At 70.4% G+C, this 20,848-nt stretch carries 20 protein-coding genes and 4 pseudogenes; 16 read left to right on the forward strand and 8 right to left on the reverse strand.

Features of this window, described 5'->3' with window-relative positions:
• The 11 genes from AB0D34_RS35410 to AB0D34_RS35460 are packed head-to-tail and all read left to right on the forward strand — an operon-like array spanning position 1 to position 9,869.
• The gene (locus tag AB0D34_RS35410) at positions 1 to 597 is read left to right on the forward strand and encodes a thiamine pyrophosphate-dependent enzyme (protein WP_362669280.1); all 597 of its coding nucleotides are present in this window, start codon (positions 1 to 3) and stop codon (positions 595 to 597) included.
• On the forward strand, positions 594 to 1,619 hold the full coding sequence (locus AB0D34_RS35415) for a hypothetical protein (protein ID WP_362669283.1): 1,026 nt from the start codon (positions 594 to 596) through the stop codon (positions 1,617 to 1,619). The genes AB0D34_RS35410 and AB0D34_RS35415 overlap by 4 nt, the downstream gene beginning before the upstream one ends.
• Positions 1,616 to 2,551, forward strand: coding sequence for an isocitrate lyase/phosphoenolpyruvate mutase family protein (locus tag AB0D34_RS35420; RefSeq protein ID WP_362669285.1), 936 nt, complete (start codon positions 1,616 to 1,618; stop codon positions 2,549 to 2,551). Before AB0D34_RS35415 ends, AB0D34_RS35420 begins: the two co-directional genes overlap by 4 nt.
• Positions 2,548 to 3,669 (forward strand): hypothetical protein, encoded by a 1,122-nt coding sequence (locus tag AB0D34_RS35425; protein WP_362669288.1) that lies wholly within the window; start codon positions 2,548 to 2,550, stop codon positions 3,667 to 3,669. The genes AB0D34_RS35420 and AB0D34_RS35425 overlap by 4 nt, the downstream gene beginning before the upstream one ends.
• Positions 3,666 to 4,130, forward strand: coding sequence for a YjbQ family protein (locus tag AB0D34_RS35430; RefSeq protein WP_362669290.1), 465 nt, complete (start codon positions 3,666 to 3,668; stop codon positions 4,128 to 4,130). The genes AB0D34_RS35425 and AB0D34_RS35430 overlap by 4 nt, the downstream gene beginning before the upstream one ends.
• Complete coding sequence (locus tag AB0D34_RS35435; RefSeq protein ID WP_362669292.1) at positions 4,127 to 5,269, forward strand: alanine--glyoxylate aminotransferase family protein; 1,143 nt, start codon at positions 4,127 to 4,129, stop codon at positions 5,267 to 5,269. The genes AB0D34_RS35430 and AB0D34_RS35435 overlap by 4 nt, the downstream gene beginning before the upstream one ends.
• A complete protein-coding gene (locus AB0D34_RS35440; protein WP_362669294.1) occupies positions 5,269 to 5,574 on the forward strand; it encodes a glutaredoxin domain-containing protein in 306 nt (101 codons plus the stop codon). The genes AB0D34_RS35435 and AB0D34_RS35440 overlap by 1 nt, the downstream gene beginning before the upstream one ends.
• Complete coding sequence (locus tag AB0D34_RS35445; RefSeq protein WP_362669296.1) at positions 5,571 to 6,773, forward strand: ATP-grasp domain-containing protein; 1,203 nt, start codon at positions 5,571 to 5,573, stop codon at positions 6,771 to 6,773. The genes AB0D34_RS35440 and AB0D34_RS35445 overlap by 4 nt, the downstream gene beginning before the upstream one ends.
• Positions 6,774 to 6,793: 20 nt before the next feature.
• A complete protein-coding gene (locus AB0D34_RS35450) occupies positions 6,794 to 7,462 on the forward strand; it encodes a metallophosphoesterase family protein (RefSeq protein WP_362669298.1) in 669 nt (222 codons plus the stop codon).
• On the forward strand, positions 7,459 to 8,616 hold the full coding sequence (locus AB0D34_RS35455) for an ATP-grasp domain-containing protein (RefSeq protein WP_362669300.1): 1,158 nt from the start codon (positions 7,459 to 7,461) through the stop codon (positions 8,614 to 8,616). Before AB0D34_RS35450 ends, AB0D34_RS35455 begins: the two co-directional genes overlap by 4 nt.
• Positions 8,613 to 9,869 carry an MFS transporter gene (locus AB0D34_RS35460; RefSeq protein WP_362669303.1) on the forward strand — a complete coding sequence of 419 codons (1,257 nt, stop codon included), beginning with the start codon at positions 8,613 to 8,615 and terminating at the stop codon, positions 9,867 to 9,869. Before AB0D34_RS35455 ends, AB0D34_RS35460 begins: the two co-directional genes overlap by 4 nt.
• A 216-nt stretch (positions 9,870 to 10,085) precedes the next feature.
• On the opposite strand, the gene AB0D34_RS35465 is transcribed toward AB0D34_RS35460, so the two are convergent.
• Together AB0D34_RS35465 and AB0D34_RS35470 are read right to left on the reverse strand one after the other, a co-directional pair.
• Entirely contained in the window at positions 10,086 to 10,367 is a 282-nt protein-coding gene (locus tag AB0D34_RS35465; RefSeq protein WP_362669305.1) for an ATP-binding cassette domain-containing protein, read from the reverse strand.
• Position 10,368: 1 nt separating this feature from the next.
• On the reverse strand, positions 10,369 to 10,599 hold the full coding sequence (locus AB0D34_RS35470; protein ID WP_362669307.1) for a hypothetical protein: 231 nt from the start codon (positions 10,597 to 10,599) through the stop codon (positions 10,369 to 10,371).
• Positions 10,600 to 10,673: 74 nt separating this feature from the next.
• Between AB0D34_RS35470 and AB0D34_RS35475 the strand changes: the two genes are divergently transcribed.
• Positions 10,674 to 11,483: a polysaccharide deacetylase family protein gene (locus tag AB0D34_RS35475; RefSeq protein ID WP_362669310.1), complete on the forward strand. Its 810-nt coding sequence runs from the start codon at positions 10,674 to 10,676 to the stop codon at positions 11,481 to 11,483.
• A gap of 59 nt (positions 11,484 to 11,542) precedes the next feature.
• On the opposite strand, the gene AB0D34_RS35480 is transcribed toward AB0D34_RS35475, so the two are convergent.
• A complete protein-coding gene (locus AB0D34_RS35480; protein ID WP_362669312.1) occupies positions 11,543 to 11,728 on the reverse strand; it encodes a hypothetical protein in 186 nt (61 codons plus the stop codon).
• A 272-nt stretch (positions 11,729 to 12,000) separates the two neighbouring features.
• Between AB0D34_RS35480 and AB0D34_RS35485 the strand changes: the two genes are divergently transcribed.
• Both AB0D34_RS35485 and AB0D34_RS35490 read left to right on the forward strand, forming a co-directional pair.
• The gene (locus AB0D34_RS35485; protein WP_362669315.1) at positions 12,001 to 13,656 is read left to right on the forward strand and encodes an IclR family transcriptional regulator C-terminal domain-containing protein; all 1,656 of its coding nucleotides are present in this window, start codon (positions 12,001 to 12,003) and stop codon (positions 13,654 to 13,656) included.
• 324 nt (positions 13,657 to 13,980) lie between these two features.
• Complete coding sequence (locus AB0D34_RS35490; RefSeq protein ID WP_362669318.1) at positions 13,981 to 14,976, forward strand: alpha/beta hydrolase; 996 nt, start codon at positions 13,981 to 13,983, stop codon at positions 14,974 to 14,976.
• Between the two features lie 88 nt (positions 14,977 to 15,064).
• On the opposite strand, the pseudogene AB0D34_RS35495 reads toward AB0D34_RS35490, so the two are convergent.
• The 3 genes and pseudogenes from AB0D34_RS35495 to AB0D34_RS35505 form a co-directional block, all read right to left on the reverse strand.
• Positions 15,065 to 15,804, reverse strand: a pseudogene (locus AB0D34_RS35495) (IclR family transcriptional regulator C-terminal domain-containing protein); the annotation flags it as partial.
• 953 nt (positions 15,805 to 16,757) lie between these two features.
• On the reverse strand, positions 16,758 to 17,315 hold the full coding sequence (locus AB0D34_RS35500) for an SDR family NAD(P)-dependent oxidoreductase (RefSeq protein ID WP_362669320.1): 558 nt from the start codon (positions 17,313 to 17,315) through the stop codon (positions 16,758 to 16,760).
• Positions 17,275 to 18,285 (reverse strand): helix-turn-helix domain-containing protein, encoded by a 1,011-nt coding sequence (locus tag AB0D34_RS35505; protein WP_355937897.1) that lies wholly within the window; start codon positions 18,283 to 18,285, stop codon positions 17,275 to 17,277. Before AB0D34_RS35505 ends, AB0D34_RS35500 begins: the two co-directional genes overlap by 41 nt.
• Positions 18,286 to 18,372: 87 nt before the next feature.
• Between AB0D34_RS35505 and AB0D34_RS35510 the strand changes: the two are divergent.
• Positions 18,373 to 19,308 (forward strand): annotated as a pseudogene (locus AB0D34_RS35510) (NADP-dependent oxidoreductase); the annotation flags it as partial.
• A 33-nt stretch (positions 19,309 to 19,341) separates the two neighbouring features.
• A pseudogene (locus AB0D34_RS35515) lies at positions 19,342 to 20,100 on the forward strand (nuclear transport factor 2 family protein); the annotation flags it as partial.
• Positions 20,101 to 20,134: 34 nt separating this feature from the next.
• Here AB0D34_RS35515 and AB0D34_RS35520 read toward each other — a convergent pair.
• Both AB0D34_RS35520 and AB0D34_RS35525 read right to left on the reverse strand, forming a co-directional pair.
• Positions 20,135 to 20,327: pseudogene (locus tag AB0D34_RS35520) on the reverse strand (hypothetical protein); the annotation flags it as partial.
• Positions 20,328 to 20,442: 115 nt separating this feature from the next.
• Positions 20,443 to 20,817: a transposase gene (locus tag AB0D34_RS35525; protein WP_362669322.1), complete on the reverse strand. Its 375-nt coding sequence runs from the start codon at positions 20,815 to 20,817 to the stop codon at positions 20,443 to 20,445.
• Between the last annotated feature and the right edge of the window lie 31 nt (positions 20,818 to 20,848).

Consider the following 20,848-nt stretch of genomic DNA (forward strand, 5'->3'; position numbering starts at 1 on the left):
GTGCTGGACATCCGTGACGCCCTGGGCGCACTGCTGGAACGCGAGTCCGCCGCCCTGACGGTGAGCACCTGCGGCTTCATCACGCGCGACGTGTACAACATCCGCGATCGCGCCAACCACTTCTATCTCGTCGGCTCCATGGGCATGGCCGCGCCGATCGGGCTCGGTATCGCGCTGGCCCACCCGGACCGCCGGGTGCTGGTGCTGGACGGCGACGGCTCGTTCGCCATGAACCCGGGCTGTCTGCCGATGATCGCGGAGCACCGGCCGAACCTGCTCCACGTCGTCCTGGACAACGGCGCCCACGAGAGCACCGGCGGCCAGCGCACCGCCGCCCTCGGCGACCCGGCGGCCATGGCTCTCGCGGCCGGTTACGCCGCCGCCCACACCGTGGACGACCTCGACCAGTTGGCCGCCCTGGACCTGACCGGCACGCCCACGCTGGTGCGGATCCGCTGCCGGCTTCGCCGCCACCCCGCGGGAAAGCGCGTGGAGCAGACGCCTCAGGAGCTGGTGGAACGTTTCCGCGCCCAACTGGCCGATCCGGCCGCCCTGGTGGAAACCGATCCGGCGGCGCACCTGGAAGGAGCCGTGTGAAACCCACCCTGCTCGACTGCACCCTGCGCGACGGCGGGAACCAGAACGACTGGCAGTTCAGCACCACCGACGTCCACACCATCGTGAGCACCCTGGACGCCGCCCGCATCGACGTCATCGAGGTCGGTTACCGCGGCGGCTCCGGGAGCAGGGCCAGCGCCACCGCGGGGCCCTCGGCGCACTGCACGCGCGAATACCTCGCCGCGCTGCCCACCGTCTCGCACGCCGAGCTGGCCGTGATGGTCGTACCCACCGTCTGCCCGGTACGGGCCATGGACGACCTGCCCGACAGCCCGGTGTCCATGGTGCGCGTCGCCGCCTACCCGTGGAACATCGACGGGGTCCCGGAGTACGTCCGTGCCGTGCGGGCCCTCGGCCTCAAGGTCGGGGTCAACCTGATGGCCGTCAGCTACACCACCCAGGAGCAGTTGGCCGAGGTCGCCGCGGTCGTGGCGTCGGAAGCACCGGACGTCTTCTACATCGCCGACTCCTTCGGCGCGCTCACCCCGGACGACGTACGCCGGCGTGTCGAACTGCTGGCCGAGCGGCTGCCGACACCGCTCGGCATCCACGCCCACAACAACCTCGGCCTGGCCGCGGCCAACGCGGTCGCCGGCCTGGACGCGGGCGTGAGCTGGCTGGACGCCTCGCTCTGCGCCATGGCGCGGGGCGCCGGCAACCTCGCCACCGAACAGGCCGCGGCCTTCCTCACTGCGTGGCCCAAGTACGACACCCACGCCGATCTGCCCCTGGTCTGCGAAGCCGCCGAGTACGTGGCCGAGCAGGTGCTGCCACGCCCCATGACGGTGCGCCGGGCCGAGATCGCGGCCGGCATCAACGACCACCACTTCTACTTCCAGGACCGCATCGAAAAGATCAGCGCCCACCACGGACTCGATCCGTGGGAGGTCGGGCGCAGGATCGGTGCGGCACGGCCGCGCAAGGTCCTCGACGAGACAGTCGAGGACGCATGCCGAGAACTGGCCGGACAGACCGAACAGACAAACGGAGGGGACGCATGACCGGGAGCCGACCGCCCCAGCAGGAACCGAACGACGCGCCGACCGGCGCGGCACAGCGGCTGCGCGCGGCCCTCGCCGCACCGCGACTGACACGTGCCATGGGCTCGCACAGCCCGCTCAGCGCACGGCTCGCCGAGGAGGCCGGGTTCGACGTCGTCTGGTCCAGTGGGCTGGAGATCTCGGCGACGGCCGGCGTGCCCGACGCCAACATCCTCGCCATGGGCGAATGCCTCGACGCGGCCGCCGGCCTCGCGTCCGCCGTGGACATCCCGGTCCTCGCGGACTGCGACTCCGGGTTCGGCAACGTCAACAACGTCATCCACATGGTGCGCTCCTACGAGGCGCGCGGCGTGGCCGGCGTGTGCATCGAGGACAAGCAGTTCCCCAAGCTCAACAGCTTCATCGAGGGCAACCAGGACCTCGCCCCGCTGGACGACTTCGCGGGCAAGATCCGGGCCGCCACGGAGACTCGTACCGACATGGTCGTGGTCGCCCGTCTGGAGGCCCTGATCTCCGGGCAGGGCATGGCGGAGGCACTGCGCCGGGCCGACGTGTACGAGCGGGCCGGGGCGGACGCCCTGCTCATCCACTCCAAGCGCAAGGACCCCGAGGAGGTCTTCGCCTTCCGCGAGGCCTACCGCGGCGGACTCCCGGTGATCGTCGTGCCGACCACGTACAACCAGGTCACCGTCGAGGAACTGGAACAGCGCGGCTTCGCCATGGCGATCTACGCCAACCAGGCGCTGCGCAGCTCGATCCGGGCCATGCGGGAGACCCTCACCAAGATCATGCGGGACGGCACCACGCTGAACGTGGAGCCCGAACTCGCCCCGCTCAAGGAGATCTTCGACTTGCAGCGCATGCCCCAGATGCTTCAGCAGCAGGAGCGTTACGAGTCCCTGGGACGCGAACTCGCGGAGGCCGCACAGTGACCAGCCCGACCGACTCCACCGCCCTGCGGCTGGACTTCCACGGCACCCACCTCGACCTGGAGGTGGCGCCCGGCGCCGGCATCGACGACGCGCTCGCCTTCCTCGCCACCCATCTGGTCGCCGAGGAGGCCAAACCCGGCGAGAGCGACCGCGAGCCGGTCGCGACCCTGCGCGTCCACGCCCCGGACCCGGAACGCCTCGCACCTGTGGCCGGGACCGTGACGGAGGACATCTACCTCCGCAAGAGCGCCAGCGAATTCTTCACCGTGCCGGCCCGGCGGGCCGTCGTGGACGGCCGCGAGTACCTGGAGTGCACCAAGACGGGCAGCCGCTTCGTCTTAGACCGCGCCGCCCGGGTGATCGACGTGACGCTCGGGGCCGGCGGGCACATGGACCTCGTCGAGCTGGTGCGCGACCTGGTGCTGAAGCACCAGGAGAACAGCGGCGCCGCGGTGCTGCACGCCACCGCCGCCTACCGGGACGGCGAGGTCGTGCTCGTCACCGGCGCGAAAGGGGCCGGCAAGAGCACGGTGCTCCTGGAACTGGTGGAGCACTTCGGCTACCAGGTGCTCAGTGGCGACAAGACCGTGCTGCACGAGCTGCCGGACGGCTCGGTCGTCGCGGCCGGCTGGCCCGACTACCCGCACCTCGGCTACGGCACCGTCGCCAAGTACCCGGGCCTGAAGGAGATCGCGGGCATCGGGGACGACTACGTGCCCGCCGAGGGCCACGCGTTCTCGCCGGTGGGGAAGTTCGCGGTGGACCCGCTGCTGTTCCGGGACCGCTTCCCGAGCGCCCCGGTCGGGGTGCGCGTACCGGTCGCGGCGATCCTGCACCCGGCGATCGGCCCCGGCGAGCGCACGGCCGTCGAGCCGCTCACCGGCAGCCGTGAGGACCACGCGGAAGTCCTGCGCGCCAACGTGGAGTCGGCCTTCGACGGCGCCAACGCCGGCTGGCACCACTACCTCGACGACGGCCGCGCCGCCCACGCCGATCAGCTCGCCCGCATCGCCGATGTCCTGGCCGGGGTACCCGCCTGGACGCTGACCGGGCCGGGCGACCTGACGGCCGAGAACGTGCCGCCGACGATCAGCGGGCTCGCGGAGGGGGCCCGGTGATCGAACTGACGGTGGAGAGCACCGGCCTCAACTCCCACTACGACCTCACCGACCGGATCGCCGCCGCTCTCCAGGAGCACGGCACCGGCGACGGTCTGGCCGGGGTGTTCGCGCACGGCAGCACCATCGGGCTCACCGTGATGCGCTACGAGCCGGGCGCCGTGCAGGACCTGCTGCGGACCCTGGAGCGGATCGCACCGGAGTCCCCCGCCGACGGCAGCCGCTATCTGCACGAGCTGACCACCGCCGACCCCAACGGCTTCTCACACCTGAAGTCGTCGCTGCTCGGCACCAGTCTCCTCGTCCCCTTCCGGGACGGCCGCCTCGCCATGTCGCCGAGCCACCGCGTGGTGCTCTTCGACTTCGATCTGAAACCCGCCACCCGCCGCGTCTTCGTCGACGCTCCCCGGCCCGCGGCGACCACCCCCCACACCGACGAGATCAAGGAGGACAGCCGGTGAAGCTGCGGCTGGCCACACCCGGCCCCACCGAGGTACCGCAGCGCCTGCTGCTGGCCGGGGCCCGCGAGATCATCCACCACCGCTCCACCGAGATGGAGCAGCTGATCCACGAGATCAGCGGTGCTCTGCCCCCGCTGTTCGGCACCAGCGCGCCCGTGTACACCATCGCCTCCTCCGGGACCGGCGCGATGGAGGCCGCGGTCGCGGGCTGCTTCTCGGCCGGCGACGAGGTCCTGGTCGTCTCCAACGGCTACTTCGGCGAGCGCTTCCAGGCGATCTGCAAGTCCTACGGACTCGTCGTGCACATCGTCGAGAGCGACTGGGGCACCAGCGCCGACCCCGAGCGGGTGGCGGCCGCCTACCGCGAACACCCGGAGATCAAGGGCGCGTTCGTCGTCTACAGCGAGACGTCCACCGGGGCGCTCAACGACGTCGAGGCGATCGGGCGCATCTTCCGCGACACCGACGTGGTCGTGGTCGTCGACGCCATCAGCGGTCTGCTGGTGCACCCGCTGGAGATGGACGCGTGGGGCCTGGACGTGGTCCTCGCCGCGTCCCACAAGGGCTTCATGCTGCCGCCGGGGCTCGCCTTCGTCGCACTCTCCGACAAGGCGTGGACGGCCGTGGAGCGGTCCACCGGGCCGAACTACTACTGGTCGTTCAAGCGGCTGCGCCAGTTCTACCCGATGTCGTCCTCGTCCCCCGCGGTGTCCCTGCTGCTCGCACTGCACGAGTCGCTGAAGATGCTGGACGAGGAGGGCATGGAGGCCTTCCGCGGGCGCCACGCCCTCCTCGGCAAGGCGGCCGAACGCGGTCTGCTGAAACTCGGGTTCAGCACCTTCGTCCAGGCCCCGAACCGGCGCAGCCACGTCATCACCTCGGCCCTCGCACCCGAGGGCATCGACACCGGTCAGCTGCTGAAGACGCTGTCCACCTCGTACGGCGTCACGATGACCGGCGGCCAGGCACACCTCAAGGGCAAGCTCATCCGGGTCGGACACGTGGGCGCGGCCGACGCCCTCGACCTGAGCGGGATCTTCGGTGCCCTGGAGATGGCCCTGCTCGACCTGGGCCACACGTTCACGCCGGGCTCCGGCGTCGGCGAGATCATCCGTACGTTCCACGAGGAGGGCCGCTGATGCTCGTCCTGTTCCAGCGGGAGACCTGCCCCGACTGCAAGCCGGTGCGCGAGCTGCTCACCAAGCTCCAGGTCTCCTACATCAACATCAACGTGCCCAAGCCGCGCGAGGAGCGGCACGAGCTGATCCGCACCACGGGCAGCAAGTTCATCCCGGCCCTGGTCGACGGCGCCACCGTCATCCCGGGCAAGCTGCGGGAGAACGCCGACATCATCGCCTACCTCAAGGAGCGCTTCGGCGACCCGGAGGCGGTGACGCCGGCGGCGGGAACCACCGTGGACACCCGGCCGGAGCCCGTGGCATGACCTTTGGGCAGCAGGCGCCCGCGACACCGCGTATCGCGGTGCTCGCGGGCACCCCGCAACTTGTGCGCGCGGCCCGCGCGTTGGGCATCGACACCGTCTTCGTGCACGACGCCGCGCGGCCGGCGCCGCCAGTGGCCGCGGAGGCCGACACGGCCCTCGCCGAGGACCTGGCGGACACCGACGCGCTGCACGCGGCCCTGGCGCCGCTGCACGCCGAACGCCCCTTCGGGCGGGTTCTGTCGCTCACCGAGCGCGGCCTGCTGCCCACGGCCGCGCTCACCGAGCGGCTCGGCCTGCCCGGAAACTCGCTGCACACCGTGGGCCTGCTCCAGGACAAGCAGCGCATGCGGGACATGCTCAACGCCCGCGGCATCGGCCCGGTGCACACCGCCGCGCCGCGCGACGCGGCCGACCTCGCCGCGTTCTGCCGTACGACAGGCGGTCCGGTCATCCTCAAACCCGCGGCCGGCACCAGCAGTCAGGCCGTCTTCCGGGTGGCCGGACCGCAGGCGGCCGAGGACGTCTGGCGGGCGTTCGAAGCGGCGGGCGGCACGCAGCCGATCGCCGAGGAGTACCTCGACGGCCCCGAAATCAGCGTGGAGAGCTTCTCCTACGACGGGAAGCACACCGTGCTCGCGGTGACCGACAAGCTGGTCGGTCCCGCGTTCGTGGAGACCGGGCACACCCAGCCGAGCGCCCTGCCCGCGCCCGTCCTGGCGGAGGTCACCGCCCTGGTCCACGCCTTCCTGGACGCCGTGGGACTGACGGAGGGCCCCGCCCACACCGAGGTCAAGGTCACCGGGAAGGGCCCGCGCGTCCTGGAGTCGCACAACCGCATCGGCGGCGACAAGATCCGTGAACTGCTGCGCCGGGCCTACGGCCTGGACGTGGTGAGCCTCACCGCGGGCTGCCCGTTCGGTCTGCTGCGTCCGCCCGCCGACCCGCCCGTCGCCCGCCGGGGAGCGGCCATCCGCTTCCTCACCCCACCACCCGGAACGGTCCGGCACATCGCCCTGCCCGACACCGGGGGCACCACCGCCGAGATCCAGCTGGACGTCGCGGTCGGTGACCTGATCCGCCCGGTGCGCAGCTCGCAGGACCGCGCAGGACACATCATCACCGACGGCGCGGACCCGGCCGACGCCTCCCGTGTCTGCGAGGAGTTGGCGTCCCGGGTGCGGATCGAAACGAGCGGGTGAGAGCGGTGCGCCATGCCGTGGTGACCGACATTCACGGGGACACAGCGCGGCTGCGAGCCGTTCTCGAGGGGATACGTGAGCAGCGGGTGGACCGGGTGGTCTGCCTCGGCGACGTCTTCGAGTGCCGGGTCGGGAAACGGGAGGTGGCCGGGTACGAGTTCGGCGGCCGACTGGCCGACGTCTTCGACCCGGACCCCGAACTCGCCCGGCTCCTGGACGGGGTACGGCTGGTGCGGGGCAACCAGGAGGAGCGGATCCGCGCCCTGGTGCCCGAGCACCTCCTACCCGACTGGACCCGCCCGCTGCTGGACGCCCCCTTGGAGCACCGCACCGACTTCGCCCTGTACTGCCACGGCCACCCGTTGCCGTGGCGCGAACTGGAACCGGGGCTGTGGTGCCCCGCCGAGGCGGACTTTCCCGGCCGGGCCCTGGTGCACGGACACCATCACCGCAGTGCCCTGTACCGGCTGTGGCCCGGCCGCAACGGCCGCCCGGTGCGGGTGGAACGCCTGCCCGTACGGTTCGGGGAGCCGGTCCCGCTCGCGCCCGACGGCCGCTACGTCGTCAACGTGGGCTCCGTCACCCACTGCGCCCCGGACCGCGGCCCCTCCCCCGTCTGGGCCGTCGTCGACGAGGCCGCCGCCACCGTCACCTACCACCACGCCTCACCACCTACGGAGATCAAGTGACCCGGCAGGTACTCCTGCTCAACTCGGACAAGCCCGAGGTCCTCGAAGCCCTGGCCCGCCGCCGGGACATGAACGTCCGCTTCATGACCCGCAAGGTGTACGCCGACCTGTACCGGGACCACGAGGTAGCGTACGTCGACAACTTCGCCGACCTGACACAGGTCGAGCAGGCGGCGTACGAACTCGCCGTACACGGCCCCGTCGACCACGTCATCGCGGCCACCGAGAAAAGCGTGGTGGCGGCCGGGCTGGTCCGCGTTCTGCTCGGCGTGCCCGGCCCGGGCTTCGACCAGTCCCTGTGGGGCGCCCACAAGCGGGCCATGAAGGACAGGCTGCGCGCCGCCGGCCTCCCGGTGACGGACTACGCCCAGGCCGCCACGGTCGACGAAGTGCCCCGGGCGGCGGAGCGGACCGGCTGGCCCGTCATGATCAAGCCGGTGTTCGGCGCCGCCTCGAAATGCACCTACCGCGTCGACTCCCCCGAGGAGTTCGCCGAGCGGCACCGGGCCGGCGACTTCGCCGACCTCGCGGGCAAGCGGCTGCCGGTCCAGGTGGAGCGCCTGGTGCGGTTCACGCACGAGTACCACTGCGACGGCGTCGTACACGACGGCGAGGTGGCCCGCGCAGCCGTCTCCCGCTACTTCCTCCCGCCGCTTCGCACCTCGCCGAACCTGAACAGCGGGTACGTCTGCGACCAGACCGATCCGTTCTCGCGGGAGGTCCTGGACCTGCACCGCCGGGTGGTCGCCGCGCTCGGCCTGCCGGCCGGGGTCACGCACCTGGAGGTGTTCCGAACCCAGGCGGGACCGGTCATCGGCGAAGTGGCCGTACGGCCGGGCGGCATGGGCATCTCCCGGATGTGGTGGCACGCCTTCGGGCTGGACCTGTGGGAGGAGTTCGTCCGGGTCTCGGCCGGTGAACAGCCCAGCCGTCCGGCCCGCGAACCGCACCCCGAGACGATCGGCCGTACCCGGCTGCCCGCGCTGCCCGGCCTTCGCGAGCGCGTACTGGCCCTGCCCGGCGTGCTGGAGGTGCTGACGCCCGAGGAGTGCGCCAGCCCGGGGCATCTGGAGGCGTACTTCACGGCCGCGGACGAGACGGCCGCGGAGACGTTCATCTCGGGGCTGCACGAGTTGGCCGGGCCCTCGGCATGACGACCTCCGCTCCGGGTCGGGCGCGTGCCCTGCTCGACGCCGCTCTGCCCGCTCCCGGCGAACCCCGGCTGCTCGCCCTGTCATGGCTGATCAAGACGGTCGGCAGCGGGCTCTATCTGACCACCAGCACCCTGTTCTTCACGCGGGTCGTCGGACTGCCCGTGCACCAGGTCGCCTCCGGCCTGACCGTCGCCGGGATCGTGGCGCTGGCCGGTGCCGTACCGCTGGGGAAGCTGGCGGACCGGTTCGGCCCCCGGCCGACGTACACCGGCCTGCTCGGCGTCCAGTTCGCCACGATGGCCGCGCTGGCCTTCGCCCGTTCGTTCCCGGTGTTCCTGGCGCTGATCCTGGTCTTCCTCCTCGCCGAGCAGGGCAGCACCGCGGCCCGCGGCGCGCTGGTCGCCACGGTCGGGGAGGGCATCGAACGGGTGCGGCTGCGGGCCTACCTGCGGGTGGTGACCAACGTCGGCGTCACGATCGGCGCGGCGGCCTCGGCGCTGGTCATCCAGGCCGACACCGCGGCCGGGTACATGGCGTTGCTGTGGTGCACCGCGCTGACCTACCCGGGAGCGGCGGTGCCACTGCGGTGGCTGCGTGCACGGGAGACCCGGCCCGCCGAAGAGGTGCCACGCACCGGTTCCGGTTGGCAGGTCCTGCGCGACCGGCGCTACGCCGCCGTCACCCTGATCTGCGGTGTTCTGTCCCTCCAGGCACAGGTGCTGTCCTTCGCCGTACCGCTGTGGGTACTCCGGCACACCGAGGCACCCCCGGTCCTGGTATCGGGCATCGTCGCCGTCAACACGGTGATGGTGATCTGTCTGCAGATACGGTTCAGCCGTGGCGCCGAGGACGAGGGCCGGGCCGCCCGGATGTGCCGCGACTCGGGGATCGCCCTGTTCGCCGCGTGCGCGCTCGTGGCGTTCACCGGCGGGATGGGCGGCTGGCCGGCGACAGTTCTGCTGCTGCTGTTCGCGGCCGCCCTCACCTTCGGCGAACTGTGGCTGTCGGCGGGCTCGTTCGGGCTGAGCTTCTCACTCGCGCCGGAAGGCATGCACGGCCAGTACCAGGGCTTCTTCTCGCTGGGCCGCGGCGCCGCGACCGCAGTGGCACCGGTGCTGATCGCGGTGCTCTGCCTCGGTGACCGCCCGCGCGAGGGATGGCTCTTGCTGGGCGTCCTGTTCGCCGTGGCGGGAGCGGCGGCTCCGCTGGCGCTGCGGGTGCCCGCGCCGTCCCTGTCGACTGCCAACGAGTAGACGGCGCGCGGCCGCTGTGGAAGCCGCGCGGTGCCTCCGGCCATCGGCGCGGTCGTCCACATCACCGCGGACGAGGGAGTGGTCGACGAGACGGGCTACGTCCGAACCCGCGAGCACAACGTCGAATCAGAACTGCCGGTCGCCACAAACCCGCACGGCTGTGGCTCGGCCGGCCCGTCGTCGCAAGGGCCTGGCCGAGCTCAGCTCCTGCAAGTCTCAGACCCGGGCCAGTTCGGGAGAGAGCTGGCTGATGACGGCCTGAGTCACGTCCTCGGTGAGGACCGCGCCCTCCATCTCGCCGGTGCTCAGGTGCGGGGAGATGCCCGCCAGGCAGCGCAGCAGGGTGGACTTGCCGCAGCCGCAGGCCCCGATGAGCACCACGAACTCACCGGGGGCGAACTGGATGTCGAGGCCGCGCAGCGACGGCTGCTCGTCTCCGGCGTGAGTGAAGGTGAGGTTGCGGGTCTCGGCGATCGGCCGGTCGATGACTCGTCCCATGTCAGCTCGCCTGCCTCAGCTCGGATGTGAACGTCCCGCAGCCCTGCACGCGGAGGTAGACGGCGACCCCGAGGAGAGCGAGCAACGCGACAAGGACCACCCAGTCGGTCGTCCGGAAACGCACGTCGCGGTAGAAGTCGTGCCAGCGACCCGCACCGAACGCCTTCGTCTCGACGGCCAGCCCGGTGGCGCGCGCCCTGTTCAGCGAGCCTGCCAGCAGGGGGACCATCATCAGGCGCTGTCGGGGGTGACTCCCTCGCCTCGTCGCTCGACGACCGGGAGTACCGCGACACCTACCTGGACGACATGAGCTTCACCTCCGACGGAGGCCTGAAGATCAGCTTCGACCGGGGAACCGTGGCTGTTCCCCCGGCCGGCCGCATCTCCGTCACGCTCCCCAAGGCGACCGTCACCCCGTTCCTGTCCGACTTCGGCAGCCGCGCCCAGCACCAGACCACCCACCCGGGCGGCAAGCTGGACCTCGGTGCCACCGAGACGCCCGCCCAGACCGTCACCGCACAGCCGGACCCGGGCAAGGACACCACGAACTGCTCCAAGGTCAAGTGCATCGCCCTGACCTTCGACGACGGTCCTGCCGTCCCCTACACGGGAACGCTGCTGGAATACCTCGCCCAGTACAAGGCTCGCGCCACCTTCTTCGTCGTCGGCCAGAACGTCGCCACGCACCCGGAGGTCGTCCGCGCCGAGATGAAGTCCGGCCACGAGGTCGGCAACCACTCCTGGAACCACCCGGTTCTCACCAACCTCTCCTCCGCCCAGATCCGTTCCCAGCTGGAGCGCACCACAGCGGCGATCAAGGCCGCCACGGGCCAGGAGCCGACGCTGTTCCGCCCGCCGTACGGCGCGATCGACGGCAAGGTGCGGGCGGTCACCAGCCTCTCCCCCGTGCTGTGGACCGTGGACACCGAGGACTGGAAGTACCCGAACGCCGCGAAGGTCGCCCAGAGCGTCATCTCCCAGGCCAAGGCCGATGGCGTCGTACTGATCCACGACATCCACGCCACCTCGGTCGCTGCCGTCCCCGAGATCCTGCGCACCCTCACCGCCCAGGGCTACCACTTCGTCACGGTCAGCCACCTGCGCGCGACCCTCTGAGGGGGAACGGGGGCCCGGGCGGGGTGCCAATTCAACGGCTGATCCTGGTCGTTGACCGGTCAGTTGTTGCTCGGGGTCAGGCGGCCCTCGAAGGCGATCTCGAACGCGAAATCCTCGCACGGATCGCGGCCCGCAACGCCCTCGGCCTGGAGACGGGCGCTCTGGCCCCCGCCCGGCCGGATCGTGGCCGGCACGAAGGTTCCGACGCCGGCCCCACTGCCTGCGAGCCCCAGCCTCCTCGACATCACCGACTCCACCCCCGACGACTCCTGACCCCCGGCCGCCGTCGCCGATCCCGCGCGACGGCCCCGCCCGGCGCGCAACACAAGCCGAGCGGGCGCCGGTCCCCGGCCGCGGCCATGCCGGCCATCCCGCCCCCCTCCCGCTCAACTCCAGCCAGGGCACAGGTGAAAGCGGCCGCAACGAGGATGTCAGCCCTCCGGCTACTCGCCTGGTCCTTGAGGGTGACCGCGTCAACGCCGGTGTACCGTGGGCTGCACGGAAGCAAGGAGAGAGCATGGCGGCCGAGGTCGTGGCCCGCGGGGTGGACGAGCTCGTAGCGCAGCGTGCGCCCGCCGAGGTGGTCGGCCCGCTGATGCGTGGGATCGCCGTCCTCAGGGAGCTGACAGACGCAGGCGGGCGAGAGGACTTGCAGCAACTTGCCCATCGCACGAGCCTGCCCCGGGCCACTCTCGACCGCATCACGAGCACCTTGGACTCTCTGGGCTACCTCCGCATCGAGGGACGCGAGGTCATGCTGGCACCCCCGTTGATGGAAGTGGGCAATGCCTACCTGTCCGCCGTGAGAATTCCCGAGCTCCTTGGGCCCCACGCCGACGCTCTGGCCGAGGAACTGGACGAAGGCGTCACGTTGACCGTCCCGGACCAGCACGGCGCCCACTTCGTCCACGCGTCCAAGCGGGACCGCCGGATGAGCATCGTCTGCAGCATCGGCGACCGCCTGCCGCTCGACGCCTCGGCGCCCGGCGCTCTGCTGGCCGCTACCTGGAGCTCTGAGGAGTGGGAACGGCATCAGGCGGAGCACCACTGCGTGCGAGGGCCGGGGCACGCCCAGGCCTGCACGAATGACCTTCGCGAACGTGCCGCCGCCGCCGGATCCGACGGCTGGTCCCTCGACGACCAGTGGTTGGAACCGGGCCTGATCGCCTTCGGTGTCCCCGTCCACGGTCCCGACGGAGACCTCCTCTGCGTGGTGAACGTCGTCAGCCTCATCGGGCGCTATCCGAGCGCCGAAGCCCTGGCGCGGGCCGCACTGCCGGCCGCCCGCCGTGCCGCAGCTGACATGGAGCGCGAACTGGCCTCACAGCAACCGGTGTCACGTTCCGAACCCATGGGCAGGCGAGTGGAGAACACCAGGACTCTCACGACCCGCCGCGACTTCGTCGAATCCCTCGCCCGCGGCCTGAGAGTGCTGACAGCCTTCGGCGAGGGCCGCCACGCCCTCAAGAGCTCCGACGTCGCTCGCCTCACCGGTCTGCCGCGTGCCACCGCGCGGCGTGCACTCATCACCCTGGACCACCTCGGCTACATCACGAACCGGGGAGGGCTGTACCGTCCGGGCGCCGCGATCCTGTCCCTCGGCTACGCCCCCCTGTCGCGTCTGACGTTGCCGCAGCTGGCCCAGCCCCATCTGACGGAGCTGTCCCGTCGGCTCTCGGACTCCGTGTCGATGTCAGTGCTTTCCGGCTCGGAGATCGTCTACGTCGCCCGCGCCGCCAGCATCCGCTTGGTGACGGTCGACGCCTCCGTGGGCACCCGCCTGCCCGCTTACGCCACTTCCATGGGCCGGGTCCTGCTCGCCGACGTTCCCAGAGACGAATGTGCCGCACTGCTCGCCGCCTCGCCCCTCGCACGGCTCACCCCTAACACGGTGACGGAAGTCGACGAACTCCTCAGGCTTCTTGAGAGGACGGCCGACTGCGGCTACGCCCTGGTCGACGAGGAACTCGAAGTCGGCCTGCGCTCGATGGCCGTACCCGTACGCGGCAAGGACGGCGAGGTGCTGGCCGCGATCAACGTGGCCATGCACCCCAGTCGGCGCACCGTCGCCGAGTGTTTCGAGCAGGTCCTGCCCGCACTCCTTGCGACGGCTGATGCGGTCGAGGGTGATCTCTCCGCCGTACCCCACTCCGGCCGGCTCCAGCTGACCTGACGGACCACCGCGTCCTCACCATTGACACCGATGCGGGTCGGTCCCACACTCATGCCCACCGTACAGCGAAATCAATTTCGATAGGCGAACACATTGCGGTTGGGGGCCTTCCGAGGTCGCCCCCTTCAGCCCGCATGTCGCATTCGTACCGCTCGCCAGGCGAAACGTCTGTACGTCAGCCCGTCGTCAACCCTGCCGCTCCGCAGACTCCGACGACGGCATCTGCCGACTGCGCCCACTCGAAGAGGAGTGAACATGATGTTCCGGCGTCTACTACCAGCCGTGCCGAGGAGCCGCCTTCTGCTGGCCCTTGCAGGAGGGGTCATGGCGGTGGCGATGACCGCCGCGTCCGGATTCGCGACCCCGTCCGCGCCCGCGGCGGTGAATGTCACCAAGGACGTCGCCTACGCGCCTGCCCAGCCGGCCGACAGCCAGGGGCACCTGTTGGACCTCTATGTCCCGCGGTCACCGCGGCCGGTACCGCTGGTGATCTTCTCTGCCGGCTCGGCGTGGATGGCCGACAACGGTCGCCAAGGGGCCGACAAGGTCGCTGCCGAGCTCAACCCGTACGGGTTCGCGGTGGCGGGTGTGTCGATCCGCTCCAGCTCGCAGGCCAAGTTCCCGGCCCAGCTCTATGACATCAAGGGCGCCATCCGCTGGCTGCGCGCGAACGCGAAGACCTACAACCTCGACCCCCGGCGCTTCGCGATCATGGGTGACTCCTCTGGCGGCTGGACCACGGCGATGGCCGGGGTCACCGGGGACATCCCGGCGCTGGAGGGCGATGTCGGTGTACGCGGTCCCTCGAGTGCGGTTCAGGCGGCCCTGCCGTTCTATCCGCCGACCGACTTCTCGCAGATGGACGCGCACATGCTGGACAACTGCACGTTCTTCAACACCGTCCTGGGACTCACCGGTTGCCATGAAGACGCGCGTTCGCCCGAGTCGCTGTTGCTCGGCTGCCCCATCAACGACTGCCCGGACAAGGTCGCGGCCGCGAACCCGCTGACCTACGTCGGCGGTCGGCGCACACCGCCGTTCCTGATCTTCCACGGCGAGCAGGATCCTCTGGTGCCCTATCACCAGGGCCGACTGCTCCGCGACGCACTGGCCTCCGCAGGCGACGAGGTGGGCTTCGTTTCCTTCCCGCACGCCGGCCACGGCCCGCTCTTCGACATGCTGAGCGACCCCGACACCCGCAAGGACGCCTATGAGGAGATCACATGGGACGGTCACACCACACCGCCTCATCCGGTGACCCCGTCCTGGCGGACCGTCATCACCTTCCTTGAGGCCCAACTGCGCCCCAGCGCACGCTAGACGGCCGACGGCCGCCACCGATCATGTGGTCGGTGGCGGCCGCCGTGGTGACGCCCGTGCTCGTTCAGGCGATCGGAACCCGAACGAATCATCGTGCCGTATGCAGGTCGGCTTCGATGAGCGCAGCTGTTGCACGCAGTTCCGGAAGAGTCGTCGTGACGCACTCGTCAGCCGAGCCCCGGCTGCTGTGCATGGTGACGTTGATGGCTGCGAGACAGCTGCCGTCGCGGTCGCGCACCGGTACGGCGACGGAGCGAAGACCTTCGCCCAGTTCCCCGTCGACCAGGGCGTGTCCCTCCTCACGCACAAGGTCGAGGACGGCTGTGAGGTCGTGGGCAGTGGTGATGGTGAACGGGGTCAGCGCCCTCATCCGCGTACGTGCCAGCAGGGCCGAACGTTCCTCGTCCGGCAGGTTCGCGAGCAGGACGCGGCCCGTGGAGGTCGCGCGGGCGGGCAGGCGTGCGCCCACGGCGATGTCGGCGTCCATGACGCGTCCCGCTGCCACCGAGGCCGCGCACTGGACGTCGTTGCCGGTGAGCACCGCCAGAGATGTCGCCTCTTGGACAACGGAGGGAAACCGAGGGAGAGCACCCGTGGAGCGAGTCGGAACCCGCGTCGGTGGCGTGTGACATAGCCGAGGTGTTCCAGGGTGATCAGGGCGCGTCGCGCCGTGGCATGGGGCAGGCCGGTGGTTTCGGCGACTTCGGAGAGCGTCAGCTCGGCACGTCCCTCACCGAACGCGGTGACCACAGTCAGACCCCGGGCCAGGGAGGTGATGAACTCCCCGCCCAGTTCCTGTTTCGCGGTGCTCGCCCATGCGGCGAGGCCCCGGCGACCTCCGTAGCGGCTGAATGCCAGATGTCAGCACTCCAGTGGCGCCCCTCGGGCGGCTGTCCCGGCGCCACGGCTTCACCCCGCGGCGTCCCGCGTCTGTCCACTTGCGATGCGTAGGTCTGGGGTGTCCGATCAGCCCGGAATCCAAGGAAACCCGAACCAAGAAACAAGAAACCCCAGGTCAAAAGCCCGACCTGGGGTTCACCATAGAGCCGCCTTCGGGATTCGAACCCGAGACCACCTTGTGCCGCACCATCCGCTCACGCACCGCCCGTTGGATGACCAGCAGCTTCCCGAGGAACTGCAGTCGCCACAGCACGAGGTTCCCACCATGGTGGGAACCAGTCGTCTCGACGACGAATGACCCATTCCCAAGCCACTGGAGCCGCCCCTGGCCCTTGACGAAGCCCGCCCGCGCGCCGCATCGTGGCCCGCCACGACCCGCACATGTACCTGGGGACCTTCGTCACCTGCGTCTTCAACCCCGACCGCGCTCTGTGTGCCACACGCCCGATGCCCCGGGCGTCAGCCAGCCCGTCCTGGCCGACCGCCAACCCATGGCCTGCCGTAACACCGCCCTCACGCCTGCCAATCGCCGTGCGCTGAACGGCCACCTGACCCCGATGCACCAGGACATCCTCGGCGAACCGGAGTGGGCGGACCTCCGCATCCCCGCTGACCGGCGCGGCCTGGCCCCCCTGTTCTGGTCCCACGTCCGGCCCTACGGCGATGTGAACCTCGACATGGACACACGTCCTCAACCTCACCGCGGCGACCGTTGCGGGGCCGCGGACCACGGGCAGCGAGCCCGCCCGATCCGCCATGGAGAGTGCATGAACCTGCTCCGCTGCATGCCCGGGCCGCGCCGGCATCTCGCCTGGCGCGATACCGACACGCGGCTGCTCTCAAGCTGAGTACCGCGGACTCGACGCCGGCACTCTGGTGGGTCAGTCGGCCGGCTGCGCGGCGAGCTGCGCTTCGATGGCCGGGTACAGCAGGGCCTGGTCGTCGTGCAGCGTGGACTTCACGTTGCGGCTCAGCTCGTCGACGATGGCCTCGGGCCGGCCTGCCTCCAGCGCGTCCAGGGCGCTGCGGGCCACGTCGGCCGGCGGGGTCTTGGGGACGTCGAAGCCGGCCTGCATGTCGGTGTCGACCGGCCCTGCGTGGACGGCGACGACTTCGGTCCCCTGCGTCATGAGCTGCTGCCTGGCGGCGTTGGTGTAGCTCCACGCGGCTGCCTTCGACGCGCCGTACGTTGCGGCTACGGGGTACGCCGCCCACGAGGCGACCGAGAGCATGTTGACGAAGGCACCGCCGCCGTTGGCCTCCACGACCGGGGCGAACGCTTGCGTCATGGAGATGAGCCCGAAGTAGTTCACCTCAAGCTCGCCGCGCGCGACGTCGAGCGACGCGGAGAGGGGGAGGTTGCTGTTGGCGACACCGGCGTTGTTCACGACGATCGAGTTACGGTCCAGGGCGACATGCTTGCCCGTCCCGCCGGGCATCCGCCGCGGCGGCACGGCTCGTTGCCAGTGGGCCTCGGAAGGTGCGCCGGTAGGCCAGTGGTGTGACGCCGATAGCGGCGTGCAGGTGTTCGCGCAGCGAGGTGCCGCCGGCGAAGCCGACCTGGCCGGCGATCTCGTCGACCGGCAGGTCGGTGGATTCCAGCAACTGCCGGGCCCGGTCGACGCGTTGCTGGATGAGCCAGCGTCCGGGGCTCAAGCCGACTTCTTCTTTGAAGCGGCGGGCGAAGGTGCGCTGGCTCATGTTCGACTGCTCTGCAAGGTCGCTCAGCGTCAGCGGCTTGTGCAGGTTCTGCAGCGCCCACTGCCGGGCGGCGGACGTGTCGTTCGCCGTTGCGTCGGGGACCGGGTGTTCGATGTACTGCGCCTGGCCTCCGTCGCGCCACGGGGGGACGACGCAGGTGCGGGCCACACGGTTGGCGATCTCGCTGCCGTGGTCCTTGCGGACAAGGTGCAGGCAGACATCGATGCCGGCAGCGGCACCGGCCGAGGTCAGCACGTCGCCTTCGTCGACGAACAGGACGTTCGGGTCGAGTTCCACCTGCGGGTACCACTCCCGGAAGAGGCCCGTGGCGTGCCAGTGCGTGGTGGCCCGGTGCCCGTCGAGCAGCCCCGCCGCGGCCAGCACGAAGGCGCCGGTGCAGGTCGACACGATCCGGGTGCCGGGGGCCACGTACGCGAGGACTTGCGCCAGGTCGACCGACGTCTGACGGCGGGGGTTGCCGGTGTGGAACGGCGCGATGATGACGGTGTCGGCGGTGCGCAACGCCTCCGGGCCATGATCGACGCTGATGGAGAAGTCCGCGTTGGTGCGCACCGGGTGACCGTCGATGGTGCAGGTCACGACCTCGTAGCGGCCGTCCGCGGCGCCGAAGACGCGGTGGGGAATGCCCAGGTCGAACGGGTACACCCCGTGTGAGGCGAGGACAACGACGCGGTGCACCTTGATCACGGCAGGATCCCGTCGAAAATTGGCGATCACGCCATTGTAGGGGCCTGTGACGGCGGCCAGGCTGGGCCCATGACGGACACCGAAACCATGCGAGCCATCAGCCAGGACACCTACGGCGCCCCCGACGTGCTGCAGGAGACCCTGCTGCCCAAACCGGCGCCAGGGGTGAGCGAGATCCTGGTCGCCGTCCACGCGGCCGGGGTCAACCCGACCGACTGGGGGAACCGTGCCCGGTCCGCGACCATCGCCCGGATGCCGCTGGTGCTCGGCTGGGACGTCTCCGGCGTCGTCGAGGCCGTCGGCGTGGGCGTCACGCTGTTCAAGCCCGGCGACGAGGTCTTCGGCATGCTGCCCTACCCGGGCGGAGTCGGCTCGCACGCCGAGTACGTGACCGCGCCGGCCCGCGTCTTCACGCACAAGCCCGCCGGCATCGACCACGTCCAGGCCGGTGCGCTGCCGCTGGCCGCGCTGACCGCCTACCAGGCACTGGTCGACACCGCCGACGTCCGGGCCGGGCAGCGAGTCCTGATCCACGCGGCGGCCGGCGGCGTCGGTCACCTCGCCGTGCAGATCGCCAAGGCCCGCGGCGCGTACGTGATCGGCACCGCCAGCGCCGCCAAACACGACTTCCTGCGATCCCTCGGTGCCGACGAGGTCATCGACTACCACAGCGTCGATTTCACCGAGGTGCTCAGCGACATCGACGTGGTCCTCGACCCGGTCTCCTTCGACTCCGCCGCCCGCGCCCGATCCGTGGCCGTGCTGCGCCCGGGCGGCACCCTCGTCTCGATCCTTCCGGTACCCGTCGACGCCGGCGAACTGGCGGCGATCGCCGAGCGGGGGATCCGCTACGAGTCGCTGCTGGTCGAGGCCGACCACGCCGGCATGCAGGCCATCGCCGCCCTCGTCGAGACCGGCGCACTGCGCGCCCACATCGACGCCACCTTCCCGCTCGCCGAGGCCGCGAAGGCGCACACGCTCGGCGAGACCGGCCGCACCACCGGCAAGATCGTGCTGACCGTCCGAGACAGCAAGGCACACCTTGCCAGCCAACTGCTGCACGACGTGTTCGTCCTCGGCGACACGGCCATCGTCGATCGGGTCGTGCGGCCCGATTCCTACATCCAGCACAACCCCCTGGCGCCCGACGGAGCCGACGCCCTCAAGTACTTCAGCGGCGCCATGCGACAGCAGTTCCCGCAGGCCGCCTTCGAGCCCCGCCGGATCATCACCGACGGCGATCTGGTGCTGCTGCACTCCCGCTACGTCATGGTGCCGGGCACCGAGGGTCTGGCCGTGTTCGACCTGTTCCGCTTCCAGGACGGCAAGATCGCCGAGCACTGGGACGTCATTCAGGAAGTGCCCGCCACCACGGCCAGCGGCAACGACATGTTCGCCACGCTCAGCGAGCCGCGGACCGACGCGGTCGGGCAGCGGTGGTTCACCGCCTACCACAAGGAACTGGTCACCGCGTTCGTCGACCAGCTGCTGGTCCGCAAGGACCTGACCGCCATCGACGCCTACGTCGGCGCCGACTACCACGAACACAGCCCGAACATCTCCGACGGCGCGGCCGGCCTCAAGGCCGACCTGGGCAGCTACTTCGACAAGTTCCCGCAGTCGAGTGTCACACCGAAACGCGTCATCGCCGAAGGCGACCTGGTCGCCGTGCACAGCCACTACGTCGACACGCCGGGCGAGCGTGGCCGGTCGGTCATCGACCTCTTCCGGGTCCGCGATGCCAGGATCGTCGAACACTGGAGCTCCGAACAGGCCGTGCCCGAGACCGCCGCCAACGACAACACGATGTTCTGACAGCCGCCGGGGGCGGGGCGAATCTCGTCCAGCCCCCACAAGAGCGACCGGCATCAGGCCATCAGCGCGGCGACCCCCGAACCGTCGATCCCGTCGCTCTTGAACCGACGCCCAGCCGTCTCGATGATCCGCCGCCGCGTCTCCTGCTTGCGCTCCCGCCCGTATCGGGCCCCGCACTCTCCTTCACTCGTCCAGCTGGCCGCTGGCCGCCGCCTCCGGGCCCCCATTGAGCGTGCGACCATAATTTAATTCTCGCTGACCTCTTGCCGACCGGCTCGCCCCACCCTATTAACGTACGAATGCAATACAAAAGGCCGTGCGGCACGCCAGCACCTTGTCGCGTCACCGAACCGGCTGGGCACGACGAGCGTGACCAGCCTCGACCGCGGTGCCGCGAAGGTCTACGCCGCCGCCCGCGACCCTCGCCCGATCGCAGTAACGGCAGATCCGGTCGAGGATCTGGTCGGCAGTCTTGGTCCACTTGAACGGCCGGGCTTCGTCGTTCCAGACCTTGATCCAGTCCTCAAGTGCGGCCTTGAGGCTGTCAAGGGAGCAGAACACTCCGCGCTCCAGGCAGCGCCGTTCCAGCTCGGCGAACCACCGCTCGACCTGGTTGATCCACGACGAGTACGTCGGGGTGAAGTGCATGCGGAAGCGGGGGTGCGCGAGCAGCCACTTGTGCACCACCGGTGCCTTGTGGGCGCCCCTGGAGGTCACCCAACGCCAGCTGTTGGGTCCGAACACCTAC

Source organism: Streptomyces sp. NPDC048420, assembly GCF_040651535.1.
Taxonomy (GTDB): Bacteria; Actinomycetota; Actinomycetes; order Streptomycetales; family Streptomycetaceae; genus Streptomyces.